Annotated in this window: 17 protein-coding genes and 4 pseudogenes; 14 read left to right on the top strand and 7 right to left on the bottom strand. The window is 61.2% G+C overall.

The window, feature by feature from the left end:
- Positions 1-245: 245 nt before the first annotated feature.
- A complete protein-coding gene (locus QU606_RS30300) occupies positions 246-590 on the bottom strand; it encodes a cupin domain-containing protein (RefSeq protein WP_003230905.1) in 345 nt (114 codons plus the stop codon).
- Positions 591-1,043: 453 nt separating this feature from the next.
- On the opposite strand from QU606_RS30300, the gene kynB reads away from it, so the two are divergent.
- Complete coding sequence (gene kynB / locus QU606_RS30295) at positions 1,044-1,694, top strand: arylformamidase (RefSeq protein ID WP_024077393.1); 651 nt, start codon at positions 1,044-1,046, stop codon at positions 1,692-1,694.
- The gene (gene kynA, locus QU606_RS30290; protein ID WP_150054012.1) at positions 1,691-2,548 is read left to right on the top strand and encodes a tryptophan 2,3-dioxygenase; all 858 of its coding nucleotides are present in this window, start codon (positions 1,691-1,693) and stop codon (positions 2,546-2,548) included. The genes kynB and kynA overlap by 4 nt, the downstream gene beginning before the upstream one ends.
- A 45-nt stretch (positions 2,549-2,593) precedes the next feature.
- Here the strand turns inward: kynA and QU606_RS30285 are convergent, their stop codons facing one another.
- The 3 genes and pseudogenes from QU606_RS30285 to QU606_RS30275 all read right to left on the bottom strand — a co-directional run bounded on the left by QU606_RS30285 (position 2,594) and on the right by QU606_RS30275 (position 4,950).
- Positions 2,594-3,997, bottom strand: coding sequence for an amino acid permease (locus QU606_RS30285; protein WP_024077391.1), 1,404 nt, complete (start codon positions 3,995-3,997; stop codon positions 2,594-2,596).
- A 72-nt stretch (positions 3,998-4,069) separates the two neighbouring features.
- Positions 4,070-4,370: pseudogene (gene antC / locus QU606_RS30280) on the bottom strand (anthranilate 1,2-dioxygenase electron transfer component AntC); the annotation flags it as partial.
- A 106-nt stretch (positions 4,371-4,476) separates the two neighbouring features.
- Positions 4,477-4,950: an Lrp/AsnC family transcriptional regulator gene (locus QU606_RS30275; RefSeq protein ID WP_003176072.1), complete on the bottom strand. Its 474-nt coding sequence runs from the start codon at positions 4,948-4,950 to the stop codon at positions 4,477-4,479.
- Between the two features lie 143 nt (positions 4,951-5,093).
- Between QU606_RS30275 and kynU the strand changes: the two genes are divergently transcribed.
- The 3 genes and pseudogenes from kynU to QU606_RS30265 form a co-directional block, all read left to right on the top strand.
- A complete protein-coding gene (kynU, locus tag QU606_RS30270) occupies positions 5,094-6,344 on the top strand; it encodes a kynureninase (RefSeq protein ID WP_304997929.1) in 1,251 nt (416 codons plus the stop codon).
- Positions 6,345-6,483: 139 nt separating this feature from the next.
- A pseudogene (locus QU606_RS33150) lies at positions 6,484-6,564 on the top strand (hypothetical protein); the annotation flags it as partial.
- Positions 6,541-6,702: pseudogene (locus tag QU606_RS30265) on the top strand (amino acid permease); the annotation flags it as partial. The pseudogenes QU606_RS33150 and QU606_RS30265, both read left to right, overlap by 24 nt.
- On the opposite strand, the gene QU606_RS30260 reads toward QU606_RS30265, so the two are convergent.
- Complete coding sequence (locus QU606_RS30260; protein ID WP_069077002.1) at positions 6,648-7,547, bottom strand: LysR substrate-binding domain-containing protein; 900 nt, start codon at positions 7,545-7,547, stop codon at positions 6,648-6,650. The pseudogene QU606_RS30265 and the gene QU606_RS30260 overlap by 55 nt on opposite strands.
- Positions 7,548-7,742: 195 nt before the next feature.
- Between QU606_RS30260 and QU606_RS30255 the strand changes: the two genes are divergently transcribed.
- The 5 genes from QU606_RS30255 to QU606_RS30235 all read left to right on the top strand — a co-directional run bounded on the left by QU606_RS30255 (position 7,743) and on the right by QU606_RS30235 (position 12,948).
- Positions 7,743-8,507: a sulfite exporter TauE/SafE family protein gene (locus QU606_RS30255; RefSeq protein ID WP_304997928.1), complete on the top strand. Its 765-nt coding sequence runs from the start codon at positions 7,743-7,745 to the stop codon at positions 8,505-8,507.
- A 118-nt stretch (positions 8,508-8,625) separates the two neighbouring features.
- Positions 8,626-9,216 carry an NAD(P)H-dependent oxidoreductase gene (locus QU606_RS30250; RefSeq protein WP_024077384.1) on the top strand — a complete coding sequence of 197 codons (591 nt, stop codon included), beginning with the start codon at positions 8,626-8,628 and terminating at the stop codon, positions 9,214-9,216.
- A gap of 30 nt (positions 9,217-9,246) precedes the next feature.
- On the top strand, positions 9,247-10,143 hold the full coding sequence (locus QU606_RS30245) for a LysR family transcriptional regulator (RefSeq protein WP_069077005.1): 897 nt from the start codon (positions 9,247-9,249) through the stop codon (positions 10,141-10,143).
- Between the two features lie 103 nt (positions 10,144-10,246).
- Positions 10,247-11,140, top strand: coding sequence for an NAD-dependent epimerase/dehydratase family protein (locus QU606_RS30240; RefSeq protein ID WP_069077006.1), 894 nt, complete (start codon positions 10,247-10,249; stop codon positions 11,138-11,140).
- A 362-nt stretch (positions 11,141-11,502) separates the two neighbouring features.
- Positions 11,503-12,948 carry a SulP family inorganic anion transporter gene (locus QU606_RS30235; RefSeq protein ID WP_069077007.1) on the top strand — a complete coding sequence of 482 codons (1,446 nt, stop codon included), beginning with the start codon at positions 11,503-11,505 and terminating at the stop codon, positions 12,946-12,948.
- A gap of 126 nt (positions 12,949-13,074) precedes the next feature.
- On the opposite strand, the gene QU606_RS30230 is transcribed toward QU606_RS30235, so the two are convergent.
- A complete protein-coding gene (locus tag QU606_RS30230; RefSeq protein ID WP_024077380.1) occupies positions 13,075-13,455 on the bottom strand; it encodes a lysozyme inhibitor LprI family protein in 381 nt (126 codons plus the stop codon).
- A 192-nt stretch (positions 13,456-13,647) separates the two neighbouring features.
- Between QU606_RS30230 and QU606_RS30225 the strand changes: the two genes are divergently transcribed.
- Genes QU606_RS30225 through QU606_RS30210 form a run of 4 tightly spaced genes read left to right on the top strand, consistent with a single transcriptional unit; the run spans position 13,648 to position 17,787 of the window.
- Positions 13,648-15,051 carry a gluconate:H+ symporter gene (locus QU606_RS30225; RefSeq protein WP_069076983.1) on the top strand — a complete coding sequence of 468 codons (1,404 nt, stop codon included), beginning with the start codon at positions 13,648-13,650 and terminating at the stop codon, positions 15,049-15,051.
- Positions 15,052-15,063: 12 nt separating this feature from the next.
- A complete protein-coding gene (locus tag QU606_RS30220) occupies positions 15,064-15,924 on the top strand; it encodes a MurR/RpiR family transcriptional regulator (protein WP_150054709.1) in 861 nt (286 codons plus the stop codon).
- A 1-nt stretch (position 15,925) separates the two neighbouring features.
- A complete protein-coding gene (locus QU606_RS30215) occupies positions 15,926-17,389 on the top strand; it encodes an amidohydrolase family protein (protein WP_304997926.1) in 1,464 nt (487 codons plus the stop codon).
- Positions 17,390-17,418: 29 nt separating this feature from the next.
- A complete protein-coding gene (locus QU606_RS30210; RefSeq protein ID WP_041161023.1) occupies positions 17,419-17,787 on the top strand; it encodes a glyoxalase superfamily protein in 369 nt (122 codons plus the stop codon).
- 638 nt (positions 17,788-18,425) lie between these two features.
- On the opposite strand, the pseudogene QU606_RS33145 reads toward QU606_RS30210, so the two are convergent.
- A pseudogene (locus QU606_RS33145) lies at positions 18,426-19,019 on the bottom strand (methyl-accepting chemotaxis protein); the annotation flags it as partial.
- Positions 19,020-19,244: the final 225 nt, after the last annotated feature.

Here is a 19,244-nt window from a genome sequence, read left to right as displayed (position 1 = left end):
CGGCCAGCAGATTGACTGTGGTGAGCCGGCTGACTGTGGCCAGCAGATTGACTGTGGTGAGCCGGCTGACTGTGGCCAGCAGATTGACTGTGGTAAGTAGACTGACTGTGGCAAGCCCGCTCGCCACAGTAAACCGGTTTGGCACAGTAAACCGTTTTGCACAGTAAACCGGTTTGCCACAGTAAACCGGCTCGCCACAGTAAACCGGCTCGCCACAATGCAAAGCAGTTCACGGTAGAAGTGAATCAAGCAAACACAAAATACTTACGCACCGTCTCGACCACTTCCCACGTGCCCTTCATCCCCGGTTCCACCACAAAGATATCCCCAGCGCGCAAGTGGATCGGCTCCATGCCTTCCGGGGTGATCACGCAGTAGCCCTCTTGGAAGTGGCAGTATTCCCACTTCACGTATTCCACATACCACTTGCCCGGTGTGCAGATCCAGGTGCCCATGATCTTGCTGCCGTCTTCGCTGGTGTAGGCGTTGAGGTTGACGGTGTGCGGGTCACCTTCGAGCTTTTCCCATTTGCAGGCATCCAGGACGGGCAGCGGGTGGGTGTCGCGCAGTACGGTGATGGGCTTGGACATGGATGACTCCGAGGCAGGGAATGGAAAGATGCACCCTAAGGCCTTGGGCGTTGCGCCAGTGGTCTGAACTCGACATCGGGATGCCCAGAAGCGCAGGGAGTCCGATGGTTGAGGCATCGCGAAGTCAGTGTGGAAGGCTTTTTTGTAGGAGCGAGCTTGCTCGCGAAGAACTCACAGACGCCGCGTTCATTCAGGAAACACGCGTTATCGTTGAGGTTTTTCGCGAGCAAGAACTAGGCGTCCCCCTCGCTCCTACAGGAGGCTATGTACGCTTAACTGGCCGGCATTAATCCTTGGTGGCCGCTCCTCTGTGGCCAGGCGATACTTCTGAGCGTAAATAAGCCGTTTCTTCGCAGTAAGTGCGAAATATTTCCGGCTTGGCGCAGGAAATCGCAAGAAAATTCACAGCTGGCCCTCGTATCATTCACCTCAGTACCGACCGAGAGCCTTGAAATGAACCCAATAAAAACGTGGTGGGACATCAGCCCACCCTTGAGCGCGGCGACCCCGACCTGGCCGGGGGATACGCCGTTCCAGGAAGAGCGTGTATGGCAGTTCGGCCCGGAGTGTCCGGTGAATGTCGGGCGCATTACCTTGTCGCCGCACACTGGCGCCCACGTGGATGCCCCGCTGCATTACAGCGCGCAGGGTGCACCGATTGGCGAAGTGTCGTTGGACGTGTACATGGGCCCGTGCCGCGTGTTGCATTGCCTGGACAGCGGCGCGCTGGTGCAGCCACATCAACTGGACGGGCGTGTGGATAACTTGCCCGAGCGCGTGTTACTGCGCACTTATCCACAAGCGCCGCTGACCGAGTGGGATTCGAATTTCACCGCCATCGCCCCGCAAACCATCGAGCTGCTCGCCGGCCTCGGTGTGCGCCTGATCGGTATCGACACCCCGTCCCTGGACCCGCAACAGTCCAAGACCATGGATGCTCACAACGCCGTGGCCCGCCATGGCATGGCGATTCTCGAAGGCATCGTGCTCGATGACGTAGCGGAGGGCGACTATGAACTCATCGCGCTGCCCCTGCGGTTTGCCCATCTCGACGCCAGCCCGGTCCGTGCCATTCTCCGCCCGCTCAAGGAGCCCACGCGATGAGCCAATGTCCTTTCTCAGCTGATTACCAACCCCCGGAAGAATGGCATAACGCCGAACTGAATTTTTCCGAGTCCATGAGCTATGGCGACTACCTGGACCTGGGCAAAGTCCTCAGTGCCCAGCACCCGCTGTCGCCAGACCACAACGAAATGCTCTTTATCATCCAGCACCAGACCTCCGAGCTGTGGATGAAACTGATGCTCCACGAACTCAAGGCCGCCCGCGAACACGTGCGCCTGGGCGAGTTGCCGCCAGCGTTCAAGATGCTGGCGCGGGTGTCGCGGATCTTCGATCAACTGGTGCACGCCTGGGCAGTGCTGGCGACGATGACGCCGTCGGAGTACAAGGCGATTCGCCCGTTCCTGGGGCAGTCATCAGGGTTCCAGTCGTTCCAGTACCGTGAGATCGAATTCATCCTCGGCAACAAGAGCCCGGCGCTGTTGCGGCCCCATGCCCATCGGCCTGAGTTGTTGCAGGAGTTGCAGGTGGCGATTGCCACGCCGTCGCTGTACGACGAGGCGATCAACCTGATGGCCAAGGCGGGCCTGGCGATTGATCCCCAACGAGCCGAGCGCGACCCGACGGCGGCCACGGTGCATGATGACTCCGTGGAGGCGGCATGGCGTGAGGTCTATCGCGACCCAAGCCGGTACTGGGACCTGTATCAGTTGGCGGAAAAGTTTATCGACCTGGAGGACTCGTTCCGCCAATGGCGCTTCCGGCATGTGACCACGGTGGAGCGGATTATCGGCTTCCAGCCGGGTACTGGCGGCACCGAAGGCGTGGGTTACCTGCGCAAGATGCTCGACACGGTGCTGTTCCCCGAGCTGTGGCGAGTACGCTCCACGCTGTAAACGCAATCAAATGTGGGAGGGGGCAAGCCCCCTCCCACATGGATATTACTGCGCAGCGGCGACCGCTTTCGTCTTACTCACTCGCAACCGGTAGGCCACATAGATAACCCCCACCCACACCGGCATCGCATACACCGACTCCCGAATCCCAGGAATCGCCAGCATCACGCTGATGATCATCAGCATGAACGCCAGGCACAGGTAGTTGCTGAACGGGAACCAGAAGGTCTTGAACGACGGCACCACGCCTTGCTCACCCATGGCTTTGCGGAACTTGATGTGCGTGATGCTGATCAGCGCCCAGTTGATCATCAGCGAGGCAACCACCAGCGCAAACAGCAACTCCAGGGCACTTTTCGGTGCCACGTAGTTGACCACCACGCACAGCATCGTCACCAGCGCCGAAATACCCAGGGCCCGCAACGGTACGCCTTGCTTGTTGAGTTTCATCAGCGACTTGGGTGCATCGCCTTGCTCGGCCAGGCCGAACAGCATGCGGCTGTTGCAGTACACGCCGCTGTTGTACACCGACAGCGCCGCGGTCAGTACCACGAAGTTGAGGATATGCGCGGCGGTGTCGTTCCCGATCAGCGAGAAGATCTGCACAAACGGGCTGCCGCTGTAGGCATCGCCCGACGCGCCGAGGGTTTGCAGCAGTTGATCCCAGGGGTACAGCGACAGCAGCACGGTCAGGGCACCGACATAGAAAATCAGGATGCGGTACACCACCTGGTTGATCGCCTTCGGGATCACCTTGCGCGGTTCGCTGGCCTCGGCGGCAGTGATGCCCACCAGCTCCAGGCCACCGAACGAGAACATGATGAACGCCATGGACATCAACAGCCCCATGCCGCCGTTGGGGAAGAACCCGCCGTGGCTCCACAGGTTGCTGATCGAGGCTTGCGGGCCGCCGGTGCCGCTGAACAGCAGGTAGCAGCCGAGCACGATCATGCCGACAATCGCCACCACCTTGATGATCGCGAACCAGAACTCAGCCTCACCGAAGAACTTCACGTTCAGGGTGTTGATCAGGTTCACCGCGACAAAGAACACCAGTGCGCTGACCCAGGTTGGAATCTCTGGCCACCAGAACTGGATGTACTTGCCCACGGCCGTCAGTTCGGCCATGCCCACCAGCACGTACAGCACCCAGTAGTTCCAGCCCGCCAGGAAGCCCGCGTAACCGCCCCAGTATTTGTGCGCGAAGTGGCTGAATGAACCCGCCACCGGTTCTTCAACGATCATCTCGCCCAGCTGGCGCATGATCAGGAACGCGATGAAACCGGCAATCGCGTAGCCCAGGATCATCGACGGCCCCGCCGACTTGAGCACCCCGGCCGAACCGAGGAACAGCCCCGTGCCGATGGCCCCTCCCAAGGCAATCAGCTGAATATGCCGGTTCTTCAGGCCACGCTTGAGGCCTACCGGGTTAACCATGTCATCCGCCATTAACATTCCCTTCTACTTGTTTTTCTCGGGGTTGATTACACGCCGAACCCGCCCCTCAGAAGTGCTGAGGGGTCAGATATTACTCTGCGTGAACTTTTCGTAATACAGCTGAACGCCATCAAGTGTCTGATCCACCAGCCATTGCTGGACGGATTCGACCATTGGCGGGGGGGGCGCACACGTACATATCGGCCGATCTGTCGCGTAATTCGGCCAGGTCGAAATGCTCGATGAGGTAGCCACGCTTGCCGGACCATGCGGGCGAAGGGGTGCTCAGGACTTCGGTGTAGCGAAAGTGGGCGAGCCTGGAGGCGTAGACCTGGATGCGCGCCGCTTCGCACAAGTCTTCGACGCCGCGTACGCCGTAGTAGACGCCCCCTGTAGGAGCGAGCTTGCTCGCGAAGGTATTTCAGGCGCATCGCTGCGCTGGATGTACCTGTTTCGCGAGCAAGCTCGCTCCTACAAAAGGCATCGTCGGCCTACTTACGCACAACCAGATCCAACACCTCATCCCGATCCTTGATCTTCTGCAACACGATCTCCGAGCGAATATCCATCACCCCCGCCGTGCGGTTCAGGTGGTTCACGATAAAGTCCGAAAAGTGCTTGAGGTTGCGCGCCTGCACCCGTAGCACGTAGTTGCTGGCGCCGGTGATCACGTAGGCGCTGGCCACTTCCGGCCAGCCTTGCACCTTCTTGATAAACGTCTCATGCCAATCCTCCACATCCTGGCGCAAGGAGAGGTGGACGATGGCCTCCAACTCGATCCCCAACTGCTCGGCATTCAGCACCGCGCGATAGCCGCTGATGATGCCTTCGCTCTCCAGCAAGCGCAGGCGGCGCAGGCAGGCGGAGGGTGACAGCGCGACTTTTTCCGCCAGTTCCTGGTTGCTGATACGGCCATCCTGTTGCAGGAAATGCAGGAGGCGCAGGTCGGTGGCGTCGAGAATCATGGTTGGCATAAATCCGCGTATTTTCGGTTTAAATTCGAATTTCCTATAGCTTAATTAGCGTGTTACCCACCACTTTGCACGAAAATTCTCTAAAGCTTCGTTCATTATTTGCAGCATCTTCAGCCTAAAAGCCAGGACAGCCCATGACCCCCCGAAGCCATTGCCAAGCCCTCGACACCCAGGACTCGCTGGCGCCGCTGCGTCGTCAGTTCGCCTTGCCGGAGGGCGTGATCTATCTTGACGGTAACTCTCTCGGCGCGCGCCCGGTGGCGGCCTTGGCGCGGGCGCAGGCGGTGATTGCCGAAGAGTGGGGCAATGGCCTGATTCGCAGCTGGAACAGCGCCGGCTGGGCGGATTTGTCCCAGCGCCTGGGCAATCGCCTGGCACCGCTGATCGGCGCGCGCGACGGTGAGGTGGTGATCACCGATACCACCTCGATCAACCTGTTCAAGGTGCTCAGCGCCGCGTTGACCGTGCAGCGTCAACGCGCGCCTGCGCGCAAGGTGATCGTCAGCGAGGCGAGCAACTTTCCGACCGACCTGTATATCGCCGAGGGCCTGGCCGAGCTGCTGCAACAGGGCTATTCCCTGCGCCTGGTGAACAGCCCGGACGAATTGCCCCAGGCCATCGACCAGGACGTGGCGGTGGTGATGCTCACCCACGTCAACTACAAGACCGGCTACATGTACGACATGCAGGCGCTGACCGCCCTGAGCCACGAGTGCGGCGCGCTGAGCCTCTGGGACCTGGCCCATTCGGCGGGCGCGGTGCCCATCGACCTGCATCAGGCCGGTGCCGATTATGCGATTGGCTGCACCTACAAATACCTCAACGGCGGCCCGGGCTCCCAGGCATTCGTGTGGGTCAACCCGGCGTTGGTGGATGTGGTGCGGCAGCCGTTGTCGGGCTGGTTCGGACATACCCGGCAGTTCGCCATGGAGTCCACCTATGCGCCGAGTGCTGGCATCGCCCGCTACCTGTGCGGCACCCAGCCGATCACCTCGCTGGCGATGGTGGAGTGTGGGCTGGAGGTTTTCGAACAGACCGATATGGCCAGCCTGCGCAGCAAGTCCCTGGCGTTGACTGACCTGTTTATCGCGTTGGTGGAGGCCCGTTGTGCTGCCCATGAGCTGGTACTGATCACCCCGCGTGAGCACGCCCGGCGTGGCAGTCATGTGAGCTTCGAGCACCCTGAAGGCTATGCGGTGATCCAGGCGTTGATCGCCCGTGGTGTGATCGGTGACTACCGCGAGCCGCGCATCATGCGCTTTGGGTTTACGCCGTTGTACACAAGCTTTACCGAGGTGTGGGATGCCGTGGAAATCCTCGGTGAAATCCTCGACAACCGCACCTGGGACCAACCGCAATTCAAAGTCCGCCACAGCGTCACCTGAAGATAACGCAGATCAAAATGTGGGAGGGGGCTTGCCCCCGATAGCGGTGGATCAGCAAACATCTAAGTGACTGACACACCGTCATCGGGGGCAAGCCCCCTCCCACAGGGGATCTGTGACAACAGTTAGACCGTGCAACGCCATCGGCTATGCCGGCCCCAGCGTACGGGTGAGCTACGCCATCGGGGCGTTGATCACCTTGCTGCTGATGGGCGCGGTGATGATCACCACCTATTTCACCGAGGCGTTCAAGGTGACGTTGGTATTTGGCGTGCCGTTCCTGCTGATCCTGTCGGCGGTGTATTACGGGTTTTTCCGCAAGGGCAGGGTCAAGGCGTCGAACAGGGCCCTGGCGTAACCTGGCAGGTGGTCGAACGAGCGCGCGCATAACAGCAGTGTTCGACAGGCCCAATCTTCTCGCAACGGTTGGGCCTTGAAGCGCTGCTCCAACGGCCAACGGGCCAGCGCCGCCTGGGGCACGATCCCCAGGCCCGCGCCGCGTGCAACCATGCGCATCACCCCGTCAAAACTCTCGGCGCGGATGCGCGTTTGCAGGCGAAACCCCGCGTGCAACGCCTGTTCTTCCAGGTACACCGCCAGCGCGCTATGGGCGGCCAGGCCCACATAGTCGTAATGCAGGCTGTCGATAAAGGTCACCGTACTTGCTGCCGTCAACGGATGCTCCAGCGGCATGATCAGCACCAGTGGATCGTCGCGAAACGCGAGGGTCTGCAAGCCGTGGGCGTCCACGGCGTCGGAGATGATCCCCAGGTCCGCCGTGCCCTGGCGCAAGGCTTGGGTGATGCGCAGGCTTGGCAGTTCCTGCAGGTCGATATCGAGGTTGGGGTGTTCGCGCAGAAAGTCCGCGAGCAGTTCCGGCAGGTATTCGCTGAGCGCGGTGGTGTTGCACAGCAGGCGCACCTGGCCTTTGACGCCGTTGGCGTATTCCGCGAGGTCCTGTTGCAGGTGCTCGGCCTGTTGCAGCAGCAGGCGGGCGTGACGGGCCAAGGCTTTTCCCGCAGGCGTGGGGGTGACGCCTCGACGCCCACGGTCGAGAAACTCGATACCCAACGAAGCCTCCATCGCCCGGATGCGCGCACTGGCGGCGGCCAGGGATAAATGACTGCGGGCCGCGCCGGCGGTGATATTGCCGGTGTCGAGGACGTGCAGGTAGAGGCGCAGGTCGATCAGGTCAAAGTGCATGGCTGATTGCTCGGGTGATAGGACTGGCCTCATCGGGAGCAAGTCGACGCCTCGCACCACCCCTCCCACACATGGATGCAGTCCAAGTGTCGGAGGAGCTTGCCCCCGATGAGGCCCTCAGCCTCATGCAAAACAAGAGGCTGCCTCAGTATATGGCGAATTTCCGAGCTTATCGAAAAGTCGCACAATCGGCCCATGAATACCCTCCTCGCGTTTTACCAAAACCTCGGCCCCGCCCTTACCTTGCTGGTGATCGGCACCTTCCTGCTGGCTGGCACCGTCAAGGGCGTGATCGGCCTCGGCCTGCCCACCGTGGCCATGGGCATGCTCGGCCTGGCTATGTTGCCGGCACAGGCTGCGGCGTTGCTGATCATCCCTTCGACCGTCACCAACCTGTGGCAATTGGCATTCGGCGGGCACCTGAGTGCTTTGCTCAAGCGCCTGTGGCCGATGTTGCTGCTGATTTTCCTCGGTACCGGGCTGGGCACGGTGTGGCTGGGAATGGACGCCGGGCAATGGGTGGTGCGCGCGTTGGGCGCGGCGTTGCTGGCGTATGCACTGAGTGGACTGTTCCTGCCCACGTTCAAGGTCAACGCTCCAACCGAGCGCTGGCTGGGCCCGCTGTGTGGGCTGGTCACCGGCGTGATCACCTCCGCGACGGGCGTATTCGTGATCCCTGCGGTGCCGTACCTGCAAGCGTTGGGGTTGAATCGCGATCAGTTGGTGCAGGCGTTGGGGCTGTCGTTCAGCGTGTCGACCCTCGCGTTGGCCGCGGGATTGGCCTGGCGTGGCACCTTGGGCGGGGGAGAAGTCAGTGCCTCGTTGCTGGCGCTGGTGCCGGCGCTGCTGGGTATGTGGCTGGGCCAGGTGGTGCGCCAGCGCATCAGTGCGCTGTTGTTCAAGCGCGTGTTTTTTATCGGTATGGCCTTGTTGGGCGGGCATCTGCTGATCAGCGGTTAACAATGATTGAGGTATTCGTGATTTCTGGTCAAAAGTATTTTGCTCAGTGGTGGCTTATTCCAAGGGGCCGAGGCCGATAGTCTGCGCCCAGACATTTTCAACCTTCTGGACGCTTCCCATGAAAAAAGTACTCCTGCTCAATGGCGGCAAAAAGTTCGCCCACTCCGATGGCCGCTACAACACCACCCTGCATGACACCGCCTTGGCGGTGTTGGACCGAGGCGGTATCGACGTCAAAGTCACCCATATCGATGCCGGCTACGACGTGGCCGAAGAGGTCGCCAAATTCCTCTGGGCCGACGTGATCATTTACCAGATGCCTGGCTGGTGGATGGGCGCGCCGTGGATCGTCAAGAAGTACATCGACGAAGTCTTCACCGAAGGCCACGGCAGCCTGTACGCCAGCGATGGTCGCACCCGCTCCGACGCCTCGCAGAAATACGGCAGCGGTGGCCTCATCCAGGGCAAGCAATACATGCTGTCGCTGACCTGGAACGCCCCGCAGCAAGCCTTTGACGACCCGACTGACTTCTTCGAAGCCAAGGGCGTAGACGCGGTGTACTTCCCGTTCCACAAAGCCAACGAGTTCCTCGGCATGACCGGCCTGCCGACCTTCCTCTGCGTGGACGTGATGAAACGCCCGGCCATCGAGGCCGATGTGGCGCGCTACGAGCAGCATCTGGCGCAGGTGTTCAACCTCCCGGTGTAAGCTGCGCTGAACCGATAATGAGGACCGCCTGTGAAAGCCCGATCCGATGAGCTACAGATCTTCGTCAGCGTGATTGAGTGCGGCTCGATTTCCGCGGCGGCGGAACAGGTCGGGCAGACGCCGTCAGCGGTCAGCCGCACGCTGTCGCGCCTGGAAGCCAAGCTTGAGACCACGCTGATCAACCGCACCACGCGGCGCATGGACCTGACCGAGGAGGGCAAGTACTTCTTCGAGCAGGCCAAGCTGATCCTGGCGCAGATGGACGAGCTGGAGGAGCGCCTGTCGTCCCGCCAGAAAAATCCGGCCGGGCGCCTGCGTATCAACGCCGCCGTGCCGTTCATGCTGCATGGGATCGTGCCGTACATCGCTGAGTTTCGCAGCCTGTACCCGGACATCCAGCTGGAGCTGAACAGCGATGATTTGATCATCGACCTGCTGGAGCAAAGCACCGACATCGCCATTCGCATTGGCGCCCTGGCCGACTCCACCCTGCATGCGCGCTCCCTCGGCTGGTCGCCGCTGCATATCCTCGCCAGCCCCGCCTACCTCAAGCAGCATGGTGCGCCGACGACGGTTGCCGAACTGGCCGACCACACCTTGCTCGGCTTCACCCAGACCGAAACCCTCAACCATTGGCCCCTGCGCCATGTGGAAGGTGACCGCTGGCTGATCCAGCCCGGCATTGCTGCGTCCAGCGGTGAAACCTTGCGGCAGCTGGCGCTGGAAGGACAGGGCATTTGCTGCCTGTCCAACTTCATGACCGTCGACGACATCAATGCCGGGCGCCTGGTGCCGGTGCTGGAGGCGTTCAACAGTGGCTATCGCCAGCCGATCCATGCGGTGTTCTACCGCAATTCGCAGTTGGCCTTACGCATCCAGTGCTTCTTGGACTTCATCCAAGCCAAGCTGGCGCGGTATGCCTGCTGATTCGTGACCGTCACGCAAGAGTGAATTGGGCGCTGCGGGCTTATTCGGCAGGGATGAGTCCGTAACAATGGACCCATCACCTACCCCGTCAGGAGCACTCTCCATGAACGTATTCATTACCGGCGCAGCCGGTTTTATCGGCGGTTCCATCGCCACTGGCCTGGTCAAGGCCGGCCACACGGTTACCGGTCTGGTACGCAGCGCCGGGCAAGCGGCTGAAATGACCGCCCTGGGCATCAACCCGGTGATCGGTACCCTCGATGACGCCGCCGTATTGACCGCGCAGGCGCACAAAGCCGATGCGGTGATCAATGCCGCGAGCAGCGACCACCGTGCCGCGGTGGAAACCCTGCTGGCTGCGTTGAAAGGCTCGAACAAGCCATTCCTGCATACCAGCGGTTCGAGCATTGTGGGCGATGCGTCGGGCGGCAAGGCCAGTGATGTCATCTATTTCGAAGACAACCTGCCGGAGCCGACTGTCGACAAGGCTGCACGCGTGGCCATCGACAACCTGGTCCTGGCGGCTGCCCGCGACGGCGTGAATTCGGCCGTGATCTGCAACACCCTGATCTACGGCCACAGCCTGGGCGTGAAGCGTGACAGCGTGCAATTGCCGCGCTTGCTCAAGCAGGCGCGCAAGAGTGGGGTGGTGCGCCATGTGGGGACGGGGCAAAACATTTGGTCCAACGTGCACATTGAAGACGTGGTGGCGCTGTACCTGCTGGCGCTGAAGAAGAATGTGCCGGGGACGTTCTACTTTGTGGAAAGCGGCGAGGCCTCGTTTATCGACATGACCACCGCGATCGCCCAAGCCCTGAACCTGGGTAAGCCGCAGGATTGGCCACTGGCCGAGGCTGAAGCCGAATGGGGCTATGAAATGGCCAACTATGGCCTGGGCTCCAACAGCCGCGTGCGCGGCAAGCATGCCCGCGAGTTGCTGGGCTGGGCACCGAAGCGCACGTCGGTGGTGGAGTGGATTCGCCACGAGATGGTCTAGGTTTTCTGCGATTCACTGATGGCAAGCAGGCTTGTTGTGGCAGCAGGCTTACTGTGGCAGCAGGCTTGTTGTGGCGAGCGGGCTTGCCCCGCGTTGGGCTGCGCAGCAGCCCCAAAACCATTCACCGCATTTCTGTCTGGATGTACGCGGTTGCTCTGACAGGGGCTGCTTCGCAGCCCAACGCGGGGCAAGCCCGCTCGCCACAACAAGCCCGCTCGCCACCGTGACAGTGTTGCTCCTTAACTGACTGGCATTGCAACAAGCCCACTTGCCGCAGGGGGTTGCCTGCCTTAAAAATCTGGTCCCGTCGCGCTCAATTCCGTACCATTCCCCGCCTTACTCCCGCAATGCCCTGGTACCTCATGAACCTCACCCGACTGCGCGCCGATGCACTGGCCGGCCTCACCACGTCTTTCGCGTTGCTGCCCGAATGTATCGCCTTTGCCTTGGTGGCTCACCTCAACCCGCTGATGGGACTCTACGGCGCTTTCATCATCTGCACCCTCACCGCGTTGTTCGGCGGCCGGCCGGGCATGGTCTCCGGGGCGGCGGGGTCGATGGCGGTGGTGATCGTCGCGCTGGTGGTGCAACACGGCGTGGAGTATTTGCTGGCGACGGTGTTGTTGGGCGGGCTGATCATGGTTGCGTTCGGCCTGCTACGCCTGGGCAAGCTGGTGCGCATGGTGCCCTACCCGGTGATGTTGGGGTTCGTCAACGGCTTGGCGATCATCATTGCCTTGGCGCAACTGGAGCATTTCAAGAGCGGTGAACGCTGGCTCAGCGGCACGCCGCTGTATGTGATGACCGGCCTGGTGCTGGTGACCATGGCCATCGTCTACCTGCTGCCGCGCGTCACCCGTGCCGTGCCGCCTGCGCTGGTGGCGATTCTTGGCGTGGGCCTGGCGGTGTACCTGCTGGGCTTGCCAACACGCACGCTGGGCGACATGGCCCACATCGCCGGTGGCCTGCCCACCTTCGCGCTGCCGCAGATACCCTGGTCGCTGGACACCCTCGGCATCATCGCGCCTTACGCGTTCCTGATGGCCATGGTCGGCCTGCTGGAAACCCTGCTGACCCTCAACCTTACCGACGAAATCACCGAGACCCGTGGCTACCCGGACCGCGAAAGCGTGGCCCTGGGCGCGGCGAATATGGTCTCGGGCCTGTTCGGCGGCATGGGCGGTTGCGCGATGATCGGGCAAACCGTGATCAACCTCAGTTCCGGCGGGCGCGGGCGTTTCTCCGGCGTGTTTGCCGGGGTAATGATCCTGTTGTTCATTCTGTTTCTGTCACCGCTGATTGAACGCATCCCGCTGGCGGCGCTGGTGGGCGTGATGTTCGTGGTGTCGCAGCAGACCTTTGCCTGGGCGTCGCTGCGGGTGATCAACAAGGTGCCGCTCAATGATGTGCTGGTGATTCTCGCGGTGACCGTGATCACCGTGTTCACCGACCTGGCCACGGCGGTGCTCTGCGGCATTCTGATCGCAGCGCTGAACTTCGCCTGGCAACAGGCGCGGGAGTTGTATGCGGATGAACACCTGGAAAACGACGGCAGCAAGCTCTACCGCCTGCATGGCACGTTGTTCTTTGCCTCGACCACGCCGTTCCTGAACCAGTTCGACCCCGCCAACGACCCGGCGCACGTGACCCTGGATTGCCGCCACCTGAGCGTTGTCGACTACTCGGCGATTGCCGCGCTGATGACCCTGCGCGAGCGCTACAGCAAGGCCGGCAAGCATCTGCGGGTGCTGCATTTGTCCGAGCGCTGCAAGAAGCTGCTCAAGCGTGCCAAGGTTCACCACGATTGATCACACACACCTGTAGGAGCGAGCTTGCTCGCGAAAAACGTCAACGATAACGCGTGTTTCCTGAATCAACGCGGCGCCTGTGAGTTTTTCGCGAGCAAGCTCGCTCCTCCAGAGGTCGGGTGTGTGTTAAGGCCCGACCAGGTCTTCCAATTCCTGGGCGCGGGTCTGGGTCATGTCCAGCACACAGCCGGAGCCATTGACCTGGTCAATGGTGCCGCCAGTGGCGCTGCCCGCAAAGGCGCAATTGGCGTCGCGGTATTTGATCCACAGGCGCTGCACGTCCTGCAATTGTTGCTTACGCGCGCCTTCCTGGGCGGCGAGGGCGGTCTTGTAGGCGCGGTTCAGGCGCTCATCCTGCACCTTGGCTTCCTTGGCGTTGCAATTGACCATGTCTGCGGTCGTATTGGCGCTGTCCATGCATTTCTTCAGTGCGGCGTTGTCGGCGGCTGAAGCGCTGCCGCACAGGGCGAGAAGCACGGCGCTGGCGGCGAGTGAGGTGCGAATCATGGTCGGTTCCTGGGCATGAGTGAGTGCGCATTCTATGACTCGATGGCGCTCGGTGAGTTTCCGGCGTTGTCTGATCTTCATGTAAGAACACCCCCCGAATTTTCATGCACTGGCGCTGGGCATGTCCCAATGCGACGGCGCTTATCCCTGCGCGAAAATTACTTTCATAAAAATTGAAAGTCAGTCCCGGTAATGATTTATGAGTTTCACAACCTATTCGACGTGACCCTTTCCGAGGAGTACCGCATGGCCGCATCACCGGGCTTCGGGCTATTGGCATACGCTGCCATCGCCATCATTGCTTTGATCGTGCTGATAGCACGCTACCGACTCAACCCGTTTATCGTCATCACCCTGGTGTCCATCGGCTTGGCACTGATGGCCGGGATGCCGGCGGATACCATCATGGGGTCCTACGAAGCGGGCGTCGGCAAGACCCTGGGGCATATCGCCCTGGTGGTGGCGCTGGGCACCATGCTCGGCAAGATGATGGCCGAGTCCGGCGGTGCCGAGCAGGTGGCGCGTACGCTGATCAACCGGTTCGGCGAGCGCAATGCGCACTGGGCGATGGTGTGCATTGCCTTCCTGGTGGGGCTGCCCTTGTTTTTCGAGGTCGGTTTTGTGTTGCTGGTGCCGATCGCCTTTACCGTGGCGCGGCGCGTCGGGGTGTCGATCCTGATGGTCGGCTTGCCCATGGTGGCCGGCTTGTCGGTGGTGCATGCGCTGGTGCCGCCGCACCCGGCGGCGATGATGGCGGTGCTGGCGTATAACGCATCGGTCGGGCAGACCGTGCTCTATGCGATCCTGATCGGTATCCCGACGGCGATCATCGCCGGCCCGCTGTACGCCAGGTTCATCGTGCCGCGCATCCACTTACCGGCGGAAAACCCGTTGGAACGCCAGTTTATCGACCGCGAACCGCGCACTCGCTTGCCGAGCTTCGCCCTGACCATGGGCACCATCCTGTTGCCGGTGGTGCTGATGATGATCGGCGGCTGGGCCAACCTGCTGTCCACGCCGGGCACTGCGTTCAACCAGTTCCTGTTGTTTATCGGCAACTCGGTGATCGCCCTGTTGGTGGCGACCCTGGTGAGTTTCTGGACCCTGGGCCTGGCGCAGGGCTTCAACCGCGAGTCGATTCTCAAGTTCACCAATGAGTGCCTGGCGCCGACCGCCAGCATCACCTTGCTGGTGGGCGCCGGTGGTGGTTTGAACCGCATCCTGGTGGATGCCGGCGTCACCCATGAGATCCTCGGCCTGGCCAATGCCTTTAACTTGTCGCCGCTGGTGATGGGCTGGTTGTTCGCCGCGCTGATGCGGGTTGCCACGGGCTCGGCCACGGTGGCCATGACCACGGCGTCGGGTGTGGTGGCACCGGTCGCCCTGGGCCTGGGTTATCCACACCCGGAATTGCTGGTGCTGGCCACCGGTGCTGGCTCGGTGATCTTTTCCCACGTCAACGACGGCGGCTTCTGGCTGATCAAGGAATACTTCAATATGACGGTAATCCAGACCTTCAAGACCTGGACCGTGCTGGAGACCCTGATTTCAGTGGTCGCCTTCGGTCTGACGTACGGCCTGTCCTGTATTTTGTAACCCGGAGCCCCCATGGACATCCTCTACCAGATCCGCGCCCGCCAGGCCTCCTTCAGCGCCGGCGAAGGCCGTATCGCCAAGCTGATGCTGGATGACGTGGGCTTCGCTGCATCGGCCAGCCTGGAAGCGTTGTCCCAACGGGCCGAGGTCAGCACCGCGACCCTGTCACGGTTTGCCCGCAGTGTCGGCTGTCGGGACTTGCGCGACCTGCGCCTGCAATTGGCCCAGGCCAGCGGTGTCGGCAGCCGCTTCCTGGACCCGGCGGGCTTACCGGAACAGTCGGCGTTTCACCGCCAGATCCTCGGCGATATCGAGGCGACGTTGCGCCAGCACTTGTCGGGGTTCAATCAAGCCAGCTTTGTCGATGCGGTCAACCTGCTGGGCAAGGTGCGGATGATCCACGCCTTCGGCATGGGCGGCCCCTCAAGCCTGTGCAGCGAGGAGTTGCAGGTACGGTTGGTACGCCTGGGGTATCCGATTGCCGCGTGCCATGACCCGGTGATGATGCGCGTCACGGCGGCAACATTGGGGGCCGAACATGCGCTGATCGTCTGTTCGCTCACTGGCCTGACCCCCGAATTGCTCGACGTGGTGACGCTGGCGCGCAGCTACGACGCGCGCATCATCGCCATCACCCTGGCGGATTCACCGTTGGCGCAGTTGGCCGATGTGTTGCTGCCGCTGCAACCGGCCGAAACCAGCTTCATCTACAAACCCACGGCGGCGCGCTACGGCATGCTGCTGGCCATCGACCTGCTCGCCACCGAGCTGGCACTGGCCATGCCGGACGACAACCAGGAGCGTCTGCGCCGCATCAAGCTGGCCCTGGACGATTACCGCGGCGGCCCTGACAGCCTGCCGCTTGGAGACTGATATGAAGTACGACACGCTGATTCGCCAGGCGTTGATCATCGATGGCAGCAACACCCCTGGCTACGTTGCGGATGTGGGGACGCGCGACGGGCGTATTGCGACGATTGGCGATTTGTCAGCGGCCCATGGCGAGCATGAATTCGATGCCGCCGGCCGCGTATTGGCACCGGGCTTTATTGACGTACACACTCACGATGACACGGTGGTGATCCGTCATCCGCAGATGTTGCCCAAGCTGAGCCAGGGGGTGACCACGGTGATCGTCGGTAACTGTGGGATCAGTGCTTCTCCGGTCAGTTTGCGCGGTGATCCACCGGACCCGATGAACCTGCTGGGGCAGCGCGAGGCGTTCGCCTATCCGCGTTTCAGCGATTACCGCCGCGCAGTGGAAAACGCCCATCCGGCGGTCAACGTGGCAGCGCTGATCGGTCATACGGCACTGCGCAGCAACCACATGGATGATCTGCATCGCACCGCCACTGCTGGTGAAATCGCCGCGATGCGTGTGCAGTTGAAGGACAGTCTCGACGCCGGTGCACTGGGGTTATCCACCGGCCTGGCCTATGCCAGCGCGTTCAATGCCGAGACCGATGAAGTGCTGCAACTGAGTGAAGAACTGACGGCCTACGGTGCGGTATACACCACCCATCTGCGCAGCGAATTCGAACCGGTGCTGGAGGCGATGGACGAGGCTTTTCTGATCGGCCGGCATGCACGGATACCGGTGATTATTTCCCACCTCAAATGTGCAGGAGCCGGGAACTGGGGACGTAGTCCACAGCTGTTGGCAGCGTTGGAGTCGGCGGCGAAAACCCACCCGGTGGCGTGTGATTGTTATCCCTATGCGGCGAGTTCATCGACCCTGGATCTCAAGCAGGTGACCGATGCGTTCCGTATCACGATTACCTGGTCGACGCCGCACCCTGGCATGGGCGGGCGTGACTTGCAGGACATTGCGGGTGAGTGGGGCGTCTCGCTGATGGACGCGGCGCGGCGCCTGCAACCGGCCGGCGCGGTGTATTACGGCATGGATGAGGCGGATGTGCGGCGGATCTTGGCGCACCCATTGTCGATGGTCGGCTCGGATGGTTTGCCTGAAGATCCGTTCCCGCATCCGCGTTTGTGGGGCGCATTCCCACGGGTGTTGGGACATTTCAGCCGCGATGTCGGCCTGTTCCCGCTGCACACGGCGGTACATAAAATGACCGGGTTGTCGGCGGCGCGATTTGGCTTGTCCGAACGGGGTGAAATACGTGAAGGGCATTGGGCCGACCTGGTGTTGTTCGACCCGCTGCGCATACGCGATGTGGCGGACTTCAAGCAACCGCAACGCGCCGCCGAGGGCATTGACGGTGTGTGGGTCAATGGCGTGTTGAGCTACCGCGAGGGGCAGGCGAATGGTCAGCGACCGGGCCGCTTTTTGGCGCGCAGCGGGGATTTGCGGGGTGGGTTTTCGACTCTATAGTGGGCGCTCTTATACACGGAGCGGTTGCCATGCACTTAGGAAAAGTCATTCCCATCCTGCGGATTTTCGATGAGGCCAAGGCGTTAGGATTCTATGTCGATTTCCTCGGGTTCAAGGTCGACTGGCAGCATCGCTTCGAGGCGAATTTTCCGTTGTACCTGCAGGTGTCATTGGGCGAGTGTGTGCTGCATTTGTCCGAGCATCATGGCGATGCTTCGCCGGGCGCGGCGGTGCGGATTCAGGCGCAAGGGGTGGACGCGTACCAGCAGCAGTTGGTGGGCAAGGGCTACCGGTATGCCAAGCCTGGGGTGGAGCAAACGCCTTGGGGCTCGCGGGAGATGAGCATCAAGGATCCGTTTGGGAATCGGCTGGTGTTTGTTGAGGAAGGCGAGGGCTGAGAGGCAAATCGCAGGTAATAAAAAACCGCCTTGGTAGGCGGTTTTTTTTTGCAATCCCAGTTAGTGGCTGGGGTTGCATTCTTACAGGAAGCGCTGACCCGCCCAAGGATACTAATGCCGGTTATCGTATCGCGCAAGGCTTGGCGAGGGTCATGACTTTTTATCTGTCGACTTTATTTCTGTTGAGAGTCGATGGCAAAAATTTGCAATATTTCAGTTGATCTTTCCAGCAGGTTTATCGTCACCTGTCACACCTTTGATCCAGATGTTGATTAGTATCACCCCCGTTCCAAGTATGTCGTTTTGTAGGTGGCTGGGTATGCGCGCGGAATTATGGACCGAACGCCACGGGCTAGTAATCCGTGCCGGATTCATGCGGGAGGAACCAAAGCCCGGCCGCCTCACAGGAAGCGTTGACCCGCATCCAAAGGCTCACGTGTTCCGGTAAGTGTGCTGGAGGTAAGGCCCAACTCACGGAGGGCCGAGTATGTCTAGGTTTGCACGACGTACATGGAACCTCGTAGTGAATGCCGTGCGTGTTTATCACGTGTGGACATTCCTGCGGGACAGCTTCGATGACCTGTAAGGTCTGAGAAGTGGAGCCGCTTCGGTTAATACCGAAGCGGCTTTTTGGTTTCTTACACCCGGAAGTGGCTGACCATCTGCTGCAACTGGCTACCCAGGCGCGCCAGTTCCACACTCGACTTGGCCGTTTCTTCGCTCGCGGTGGCGGTCTGTTCCGACACATCACGCACATTGACGATACTGCGGCTGATCTCTTCGGCCACGGCGCTTTGCTGTTCGGCGGCGGCGGCGATCTGCTGGTTCATCGACTGGATGTTCGACACCGTCCGGGTGATGTTCTCCAGCGACACACCGGCCTTGCGCGTCAGTTCGACGCTGCTGTCGGTGAGGCTGCGGCTGTTGTTCATCACGTTGGCCACTTGCTGGGTGCCGTTCTGCAAACCGGCCACCAGGCCTTCGATTTCCTCGGTGGATTTCTGTGTGCGCTGGGCCAGGCCACGTACTTCGTCGGCGACCACGGCAAACCCGCGACCGGCTTCACCGGCACGCGCCGCTTCAATCGCCGCGTTGAGGGCCAGCAGGTTGGTTTGCTCGGCCACGGCCTTGATCACGTCCATCACGCTGCCGATTTTGTTGCTCTCTTGTTGCAGATGCGCCATGGCGTCGGTGGAGCGCGCCACTTCGGCGGCCAGGCGTTCGATCTGGGCGATGGCCTCGGCCACCACTTTGTCGCCTGCGCGGGCCTGGCCATCGGCATCGGCTGCGGCCAGGGAGGCTTGTTCGGCGTTGCGTGCAACTTCCTGCACGGTGGCGGTCATTTCGTGCATCGCCGTGGCGACCTGATCGGTTTCGATCTTCTGGCTGTTCACACCGGCACTGGTCTGCTCGGTGACGGCCGATAACTCTTCGGCGGCGCTGGCGATCTGGGTTAC

Source organism: Pseudomonas sp. OVF7, assembly GCF_030644265.1.
Taxonomy (GTDB): domain Bacteria; phylum Pseudomonadota; class Gammaproteobacteria; order Pseudomonadales; family Pseudomonadaceae; genus Aquipseudomonas; species Aquipseudomonas gorinensis.
This window is presented reverse-complemented; position numbering and strand designations above follow the sequence as displayed.

What these genes read in the sequence shown, in the direction of transcription:
- QU606_RS30250 (WP_024077384.1), top strand. Translation starts at nt 8,626, where the DNA reads ATGAAAAAAGTACTCCTGCTCAATGGCGGCAAAAAGTTCGCCCACTCC.
- QU606_RS30240 (WP_069077006.1), top strand. Translation starts at nt 10,247, where the DNA reads ATGAACGTATTCATTACCGGCGCAGCCGGTTTTATCGGCGGTTCCATC.
- QU606_RS30275 (WP_003176072.1), bottom strand. Translation starts at nt 4,950, where the DNA reads ATGATTCTCGACGCCACCGACCTGCGCCTCCTGCATTTCCTGCAACAG.
- kynB (WP_024077393.1), top strand. Translation starts at nt 1,044, where the DNA reads ATGAACCCAATAAAAACGTGGTGGGACATCAGCCCACCCTTGAGCGCG.
- QU606_RS30255 (WP_304997928.1), top strand. Translation starts at nt 7,743, where the DNA reads ATGAATACCCTCCTCGCGTTTTACCAAAACCTCGGCCCCGCCCTTACC.
- QU606_RS30285 (WP_024077391.1), bottom strand. Translation starts at nt 3,997, where the DNA reads ATGGCGGATGACATGGTTAACCCGGTAGGCCTCAAGCGTGGCCTGAAG.
- QU606_RS30260 (WP_069077002.1), bottom strand. Translation starts at nt 7,547, where the DNA reads ATGCACTTTGACCTGATCGACCTGCGCCTCTACCTGCACGTCCTCGAC.
- QU606_RS30210 (WP_041161023.1), top strand. Translation starts at nt 17,419, where the DNA reads ATGCACTTAGGAAAAGTCATTCCCATCCTGCGGATTTTCGATGAGGCC.
- QU606_RS30300 (WP_003230905.1), bottom strand. Translation starts at nt 590, where the DNA reads ATGTCCAAGCCCATCACCGTACTGCGCGACACCCACCCGCTGCCCGTC.
- QU606_RS30235 (WP_069077007.1), top strand. Translation starts at nt 11,503, where the DNA reads ATGAACCTCACCCGACTGCGCGCCGATGCACTGGCCGGCCTCACCACG.
- kynU (WP_304997929.1), top strand. Translation starts at nt 5,094, where the DNA reads ATGACCCCCCGAAGCCATTGCCAAGCCCTCGACACCCAGGACTCGCTG.
- QU606_RS30230 (WP_024077380.1), bottom strand. Translation starts at nt 13,455, where the DNA reads ATGATTCGCACCTCACTCGCCGCCAGCGCCGTGCTTCTCGCCCTGTGC.
- QU606_RS30225 (WP_069076983.1), top strand. Translation starts at nt 13,648, where the DNA reads ATGATTTATGAGTTTCACAACCTATTCGACGTGACCCTTTCCGAGGAG.
- QU606_RS30215 (WP_304997926.1), top strand. Translation starts at nt 15,926, where the DNA reads ATGAAGTACGACACGCTGATTCGCCAGGCGTTGATCATCGATGGCAGC.
- kynA (WP_150054012.1), top strand. Translation starts at nt 1,691, where the DNA reads ATGAGCCAATGTCCTTTCTCAGCTGATTACCAACCCCCGGAAGAATGG.
- QU606_RS30220 (WP_150054709.1), top strand. Translation starts at nt 15,064, where the DNA reads ATGGACATCCTCTACCAGATCCGCGCCCGCCAGGCCTCCTTCAGCGCC.